The sequence below is a fragment of the Elioraea sp. Yellowstone genome, from assembly GCF_006704265.1.
Classification (GTDB): Bacteria; Pseudomonadota; Alphaproteobacteria; order Acetobacterales; family Acetobacteraceae; genus Elioraea.
Genome location: NZ_VIKA01000156.1, coordinates 1 through 7,008 on the forward strand (window position 1 = coordinate 1; position 7,008 = coordinate 7,008).

Genomic DNA, 7,008 nt, shown 5'->3' on the forward strand with positions numbered 1-7,008 from the left:
AGGTGGACTACGCCGCCCTGCCGCGCGTGACCTATCTCGACCCCGAGCTCGCCCAGGTCGGCATGACCGAGGCGGAGCCGCCGTTGCCGGTCGGGACCGCGCGCGAGGCGGCGGCGGCCGCGGCGCGCGAGGCGGAGCGGCGTGCGGCCGAGGCCGAGGCAAAGACCGAGGCCGCGCGACAACTCGCTGCCCGCCTTGACGAGGCGCGGGCCCGCGAAGCGGATGATCGTCTCGCGGAACGGGTGCGTCTTTCCCACGAACAGGCGACCAGGCACAAGGAGCGCGCCGCGGCACTCGCCGCGCCCACGCCGGAGGCGCGCAGCGCAGCCAAGATCGAGATCGAGCGCTGCGAGAAGGCGCTCAAGGCGGCGCAGGACGAGGACCGGCGCATCGCCGAGCAGATCGCCGGCATCCAGGGCGGGTTGGCGCGCATCGAGGCCGAGGGGATCGACGAGCGCATCGATGCCGCCGACGGCGAACGCGACCGCCTCAGGCGCGAGATCGACCAGCTCGAGGCGCGCCGCGCCGCGCTCAACCTGCTCGACGAGACGCTCGCCCAGGCCGAGCAGGAGGCGACCGCCTCCTGGCTGGAACCGGTCGCGCGCACCCTCGCCTCCTGGCTCGACGCGCTGATCCCCGGTGCGCGCGCCACGCTCGACGAGACGACGCTTCAGCCATCGGGCCTGTCGCGCGGCGGCCGCGATGAGACCTTCGACATCCTTTCCGCCGGGACGCGGGAGCAGATCGCGGTGCTGGTGCGCCTCGCCTTCGCCGAGATCCTGCACCGCCAGGGCCGTCCTGCGCTGGTGATCCTGGACGACGCGCTCGTGTTCTCCGACGATGACCGCATCGCGCGCATGTTCGACATCCTGAGCGCGGCCTCGGAGCGGATGCAGATCGTCGTGCTGACCTGCCGCACCGGCCTCTTTTCGCGCCTCGGCGGCCATCGGCTGGTGCTGGAACGCGTGGCATGAGACGCGGCCTGCCGCCCACCCTGGTCGCCGTCCTCTTCCTGGTCGCGGCCTGCGCGCCGCTCCTGCTCGCGATCGCCTCCGGCGAGCCACCGGAGGCGGTGCAGGCGGAACTCGGCATCGGGCTCGGGCTTGCCGCGCTCGGGCTGATGCTCCTGCAATTCGCGCATTCGGGGCGGCTTGAGACGCTGTCGGGGCGGATCGGCATCGACCGCACCATGCGGGTGCACCGGTCGGCCGGGATCGCGCTCGCGGCGATGGTGCTGCTGCACCCGCTCGCCTTCGTCGCCCCGCCGCTGCTCACCAACCCGGAGCTCGCGCTGCGCGGATTGATGGGCATGCTGCGCGCGGAGCGGATGCAGAGCGGCGTGATCGCGCTCGTGCTGCTGCTGGTGGTCGTCGCGGCCTCGCTCGCGCGCGGGCGGATCGGGTTTGCCTATCAGCGCTGGCGCGCGCTGCATGCGGCGCTGGGCTTGGCGGCGGCGGCCTTCGCCGTCGATCACGCGCTCGGCGTCGGGCTCTACAGCGAGGCCGCGCCGCTGCGCGCCGTCTGGCTCGGCGGGCTCGCGCTCGCGGCCTTCGCCCTGGTCTGGACCTGGGCGATCAAGCCGATCCGCGACGCGCGCGCGGGCTGGCGCGTCGCCGCGGTCGCGCCGATCGGCCCGGACTACTGGGAGGTCGTGCTCGATCGCCCCTCGCGCACCCCGCTTCCCTTCGCCGCCGGGCAGTTCGCCTGGCTCGCCTTCGGCCGGCGCGCGCCCTGGGACGACAACCCGTTCTCGATCGCCTCCGTACCCGGCGATCCGCGCCTCGCCTTCATCATCCGCGAGGCCGGCGACCTCACGCGCAGGATCGGATCGCTGCCGCTCGGCTCGGCCGTGCGGGTCGATGCGCCGCACGGCGCCTTCGTGCTCGACCCGGGCGAGCGGCGCTCGGTGCTGCTGGTCGCGGGCGGGGCGGGGATCGCGCCGATCCTGTCGCTCTGGCGCGACCTCGCCGCGCGGCCCGCCGCCGGCGCGGTGCGGCTCGTCTACGGCGCCTGGACGGCGGAGCGGCTGCTCTACCGCGACGAGCTCGCGCGCACCGCCGCCGAGCGGGGGTTCGGGCTGTTCCTGCGCGTGGACGAGGGGCCGCTCTGTGCGGGTGCGACGCGCGGCATTCTCGACGCGGCGATCCTGCGCGAGGCGCTGGCGGGGCTCGATCCGAAGGCCACGGTGGCGATGGTCTGCGGGCCGACGCCGATGATGCTGGCGGTCGCCGCGACGCTCGAGCGGCTCGGGATGCCGCCCGGCGCGATCCGCTACGAGCGGTTCGACTATGACTGAGCGCCCGCCCCTGCCGCGCGTCGAACGGCGCATGCGCACGCGCGTGCGGCTGCTGCTCGGCGCGGTGTGGCTCGCGGTCGCGCTGTTCGCGCTGCGCGCGCTGGTGCTGTAGCGCTCAGCGCCGCACGTGGTTCGCCTCCAGCCAGGCGATGATGGCGGCGCGCTTGGCGTCGTCCTCGGCGTAGTGGGTCTTGAGGAAGTCGTCGAGCGCGGCCTTCCGGTCGGCCGGCGACAGGTCGATGAAGCGGCGCATGAAGCGCGCGGGTGTGCGGTGGCAGGAGGCGCATGCCTCCCGATAGGCGGTTTCGCCCGGATCGGCCGCGGCCGGCGCAGCGGCGAATGGCGCGAGCAGGGCGAGGGCGAGCACGATGCGCATGGTCTTCCTCCGCAGCCGGTTCCGCGCCAGTGTGGCGGCCGCGCCCTCTTCCGGACTTGAGCGAGATCAAGTGACGCTGCTGCCTCCCCTGCCGTTCCGTCTGCACGCGAATGCGCTGAAGGGCCACGCCGGCGTGCCCGTGCTCGACGAGGCAGGGTTCCGCGCCGCGCGCGATGCCATCGCCTCGTGGCCGGGATATGCGCCGACGCCGCTCATCGACCTGCCGGGGCTCGCGCGCTCGCTCGGCGTCGCCGCGCTGCGCTGGAAGGACGAGGGCAGCCGGTTCGGCCTCGGCAGCTTCAAGGCGCTCGGCGGCGCCTATGCGGTGGCACGACACCTCGTGCGCACCCTCGCCGCGCGTGGCATCACCGCGACCGACGCTGACCTTGCCGCCGGGCGCCACGCGGACCTCACGCGCGACATCACCGTCACCTGCGCGACCGACGGCAATCACGGCCGCTCGGTGGCCTGGGGCGCGCAGCGCTTCCACTGCCGCGCGGTGATCTACATCCACGAGACGGTGAGCGAGGGCCGCGCGGCGGCGATCGCGCGGTTCGGCGCCGAGGTCCGCCGCGTGCCCGGCACCTATGACGACGCCGTGCGCCGCGCCGCCGAGGATGCGGCGGCGCATGGCTGGACCGTCGTCTCCGACACCTCCTGGCCCGGCTACACGGAGATCCCGCGCGACGTGATGCAGGGCTACCGGGTGATGGCGGACGAGGCGTTCGCGCAATGGACCGGCCCCGCACCGACGCACCTGTTCGTGCAGGGCGGCGTCGGCGGGGTCGCCGCCGCGGTCGCCGCGCAGTCGGCGCGGCACTTCGGCGATGCCGCGCCGCGTCTGATCGTGGTCGAGCCCGACCGCTTCGACTGCCTCTGGCGCAGCGCGGTCGCGGGCGCACCGACACCCTCGCCGCCCGGCCCCGACACGCTGATGGCCGGGCTCGCCTGCGGCGAGGTGTCGATCCTTGCCTTCGACGAGCTCGTGCACCGCGCGGATGCCTTCATGGCCGTGCCCGACGAGGCGGTCGCGCCGGCGATGCGGGCGCTCGCGCGCGGCGTGGACGGCGACCCGCAGGTGGTGGCGGGCGAGAGCGCGGTCGCGGGGCTGATCGGGCTTGCGCTCGCGCTCGGTGATCGGGGCGCCGCCACCGCGCTCGGCCTCGATGCGTCGAGCCGGGTGCTGCTGTTCGGCACCGAGGGGGCAACCGACCCGGCGCTCTATGCGCGCCTGGTCGGCGCCTCCGCCCCGGCTTGACCGCGCGCGCCGGCGCCCTCAGCCTGCCGCCAACCGACAATCACGAGGAGACTTCCATGCTGACCCGACGCACGCTGCTCGCCACGGCACCGCTCGCGGCCCTGCCTTTCGCCGCGCAGGCCCAGGAGTGGCCGAGCCAGCCGATCCGCATGATCGTGCCTTTCGCCGCCGGCGGCCCGACCGACATCCCGGCGCGGCTGATCGCCGAGGAGATGAGCAAGCGCCTGCCGCAGCGCGTGGTGGTGGAGAACCGCACCGGTGCGGGCGCCCTGGTCGGCACCGAATCGGTGGCCAAGGCGCCGAAGGACGGCCACACCATCCTCTACAGCACGGTCGCCCACGCGGTGATGCCGTCGCTGTTCCCGCGCCTCGCCTTCGACCCGATCAACGACTTCACGCCCGTCGCGCTGGTCGCGGTGGTGCCGATGATCCTGATCGTCAACAAGGACCTGCCGGTCAATTCGCTGCAGGAGCTGATCGCCCTGCTGAAGTCCAAGCCGGGCGAGATCGACTACGGCTCCTCGGGCCAGGGCGGGGCGGTGCACCTCGCCTCCGAGCTCTTCCTGGCGATGGCCGGGGTGAAGGCGACGCACGTGCCCTATCGCGGCTCCTCGGCCCTGATGCCGGACCTGCTCGCCGGGCGCATCGCCTTCAGCGTCGATGTCGCGGCGAGCGCGCTGCCCTATGTGCGCGACGGGCGGGTGAAGGGGCTCGCGATCTCGTCCAAGCGCCGCTCGTCGCTGGCACCCGACCTGCCGACCTTCGATGAGGCCGGCGTGCCCGGCTACGAGGCCTATACTTGGCACATGGTGCACGTGCCGGCGGGCACGCCGCAGGCGGTGGTGGCGCGGCTCAACCGGGTGGTGAACGAGAGCGCGGCCGTGCCCGAGGTGCAGCGGCGCCTGCGCGACCTTACCGCCGAGGTGATCACGGACTCCACGCCCGAGAGCGCGCGCGCCTTCCTGGTCGCCGAGCGCGACAAGTGGGCGAAGGTGATCAAGGACGCCGGGATCACGGTGAACTGATGGCCGTGCCGGCGACGATGCGCCACGTCGCGCTCGACGGACATGGCGGGCCGGAGGTGATGCGCATCGCCTCCGGCCCGGTGCCCGAACCGGGCCCGGGCGAGATTCTGATCGAGGTGCATGCCGCCGGCGTGAACCGTCCCGACATCCAGCAGCGCCGCGGCCTCTATCCGCCGCCGCCCGGCGCCTCGCCGATCCTCGGCCTGGAGGCCGCCGGCACGGTCGCCGCGCTCGGCGCGGGGGTGGAGGGCTGGGCGGTCGGCGATCCCGTCTGCGCGCTCTGCAACGGCGGCGGCTACGCCGAGTACGTCGCCGTGCCGGCGGCCCAGTGCCTGCCCCCGCCCGAGGGCTACGACCACCTGCGCGCGGCTGCCCTGCCCGAGACCTACTTCACGGTCTGGGCCAACCTGTTCCAGCGCGGCCGGCTTGCGCGCGGCGAGACGGTGCTGATCCACGGCGGCTCCTCGGGGATCGGCACCACCGCGATCCAGCTCGCGCGCGAGTTCGGCGCGCGCGTCTTCGCCACCGCCGGCACGGTCGACAAGTGCACCGCGTGCCTGCGCCTCGGTGCCGAGGCGGCGATCGACTACAAGGCCCAGGACTTCGTCGAGGAGGTGAAGCAGGCGACCGCGGGGCGCGGCGTCGATGTCGTGCTCGACATGGTCGGCGGCGACTACATCGCGCGCAACCTGCGCTGCCTGGCGCTCGAGGGACGGCTGGTGCAGATCGCCTTCCTGCAGGGCTCGAAGGTGCACGAGTTCGACTTCCTGCCGGTGATGACGAAGCGGCTGACGGTGACCGGCAGCACCATGCGGCCGCGCACGACCGCGGAGAAGGGCGCGATTGCGGCCGAACTGCGCGCGCGGGTCTGGCCGATCCTGGCCGAGGGACGCTGCGGCCCGGTGATCTACACCACCTTCCCGCTCGCGGAGGTGGCCGAGGCGCATCGGCTGATGGAATCGAGCGCCCATATCGGCAAGATCATGTTGCAGGTGCGTTAAATCCGCGTCCGCCCCCTGCCTGCCCGTCATCCCGGCTAACGTTTCGTTAACGTTGACGGTCGCAGCATGCGATCTGCGCTCCCGGGATCACGGTTGGAAGGGCGAGATGCACATTCGTGGGATGTCCGAGGCGGTCATCGACCAGGCCACGCCCGGCTTCGGCATCGCCTTCCAGCCGATCGTCGATGTCGGTGGCCGGCGCATCCTCGCCCAGGAGGCGCTGGTGCGCGGCCTCGGTGGCGGTCCTGCGGCCGGCGTGCTGAACCGGGTCGAGGGCGGCCAGCGCTTCGGCCTGGAGATCGCGATCGCGCGCCACGCGCTCGCCCGCGCCGTGGCGCTCGGCATCGCCACGGACGTGCATGTCAACGTCTCGCCCGGCGTGCTGCTGCACGCGCCCGATGTGCTCGGCGCGATCGCGGCGGTGGCGGAGGCCGAACGGTTTCCCCTCGCGCGGCTGGTGCTCGAGGTGACGGAGGGCGAACGGATCGACGATCCGCCGCGGCTGCGCCAAGCGGTGGAGGCGGCGCGGCGCCTCGGCATCCGCATCGCGATCGACGATTTCGGCGCCGGCTACAACGGCCTCTCCCTGCTCGCCGAGGTGCAGCCGGACATCATCAAGATCGACATGACGCTGACGCGCGGGATCGACCTGCACCGCGTGCGCCGGTCGATCGTCGCCGGCATCCTGCGCATGGTCGAGCCCATGGGGCTGCGCGTGATCGCGGAGGGCGTGGAGTCGGTCGGCGAGCTCGGCTGCCTCCACGCGCTCGGCATCACCGAGATGCAGGGCTTCCTGTTCGCCCACCCGATCTACGAACGCGCGCCGGTCGAGCGGGAGCTGCACCTGCCGTTCGGCGCCGTGCCGGGCGGGCCGGCGCGCCTCGAGCCGGCCTTCGCCGCCCCGGCGCCCTGACGGGGGCTCATACCAGCCCGCCGAAGGTTTGACCTTCGGCGGGCTGGTACGGGGTCATGTTCGCGCGCGGCCGCCCCACCAGCCCCGCGCGCGATACCCTCCGCACAAAGGTCGAGCCTTTGTGCGGAGGGTATCAGCG

6 protein-coding genes and 1 pseudogene are annotated in these 7,008 nt (G+C 73.4%); 6 read left to right on the forward strand and 1 reads right to left on the reverse strand.

Annotation, left to right across the window (positions count from 1 at the left end; translation table 11 throughout):
* Window positions 1-974 (forward strand): annotated as a pseudogene (locus tag FK498_RS19415) (hypothetical protein); the annotation flags it as partial.
* Window positions 971-2,296: a ferric reductase-like transmembrane domain-containing protein gene (locus FK498_RS16025; protein ID WP_141856297.1), complete on the forward strand. Its 1,326-nt coding sequence runs from the start codon at window positions 971-973 to the stop codon at window positions 2,294-2,296. The pseudogene FK498_RS19415 and the gene FK498_RS16025, both read left to right, overlap by 4 nt.
* Before the next feature lie 115 nt (window positions 2,297-2,411).
* Here FK498_RS16025 and FK498_RS16030 read toward each other — a convergent pair whose 3' ends face one another.
* Entirely contained in the window at window positions 2,412-2,672 is a 261-nt protein-coding gene (locus FK498_RS16030) for a hypothetical protein (RefSeq protein WP_141856299.1), read from the reverse strand.
* A 70-nt stretch (window positions 2,673-2,742) separates the two neighbouring features.
* Here FK498_RS16030 and FK498_RS16035 point away from each other — a divergent pair, with 70 nt between their 5' ends.
* The 4 genes from FK498_RS16035 (at window position 2,743) to FK498_RS16050 (ending at window position 6,869) form a co-directional block, all read left to right on the forward strand.
* Window positions 2,743-3,930 carry a diaminopropionate ammonia-lyase gene (locus FK498_RS16035; RefSeq protein WP_141856301.1) on the forward strand — a complete coding sequence of 396 codons (1,188 nt, stop codon included), beginning with the start codon at window positions 2,743-2,745 and terminating at the stop codon, window positions 3,928-3,930.
* Between the two features lie 56 nt (window positions 3,931-3,986).
* A complete protein-coding gene (locus FK498_RS16040) occupies window positions 3,987-4,955 on the forward strand; it encodes a tripartite tricarboxylate transporter substrate binding protein (RefSeq protein WP_141856302.1) in 969 nt (322 codons plus the stop codon).
* Window positions 4,955-5,956, forward strand: coding sequence for an NAD(P)H-quinone oxidoreductase (locus tag FK498_RS16045; protein ID WP_141856304.1), 1,002 nt, complete (start codon window positions 4,955-4,957; stop codon window positions 5,954-5,956). Before FK498_RS16040 ends, FK498_RS16045 begins: the two co-directional genes overlap by 1 nt.
* A gap of 121 nt (window positions 5,957-6,077) precedes the next feature.
* Complete coding sequence (locus FK498_RS16050) at window positions 6,078-6,869, forward strand: EAL domain-containing protein (RefSeq protein ID WP_161988449.1); 792 nt, start codon at window positions 6,078-6,080, stop codon at window positions 6,867-6,869.
* Window positions 6,870-7,008: the final 139 nt, after the last annotated feature.

Excerpts from the sequence above, each read along its gene's own strand:
- FK498_RS16045 (WP_141856304.1), top strand. The coding sequence starts at position 4,955 with ATGGCCGTGCCGGCGACGATGCGCCACGTCGCGCTCGACGGACATGGC.
- FK498_RS16050 (WP_161988449.1), top strand. The coding sequence starts at position 6,078 with ATGTCCGAGGCGGTCATCGACCAGGCCACGCCCGGCTTCGGCATCGCC.
- FK498_RS16040 (WP_141856302.1), top strand. The coding sequence starts at position 3,987 with ATGCTGACCCGACGCACGCTGCTCGCCACGGCACCGCTCGCGGCCCTG.
- FK498_RS16030 (WP_141856299.1), bottom strand. The coding sequence starts at position 2,672 with ATGCGCATCGTGCTCGCCCTCGCCCTGCTCGCGCCATTCGCCGCTGCG.
- FK498_RS16025 (WP_141856297.1), top strand. The coding sequence starts at position 971 with ATGAGACGCGGCCTGCCGCCCACCCTGGTCGCCGTCCTCTTCCTGGTC.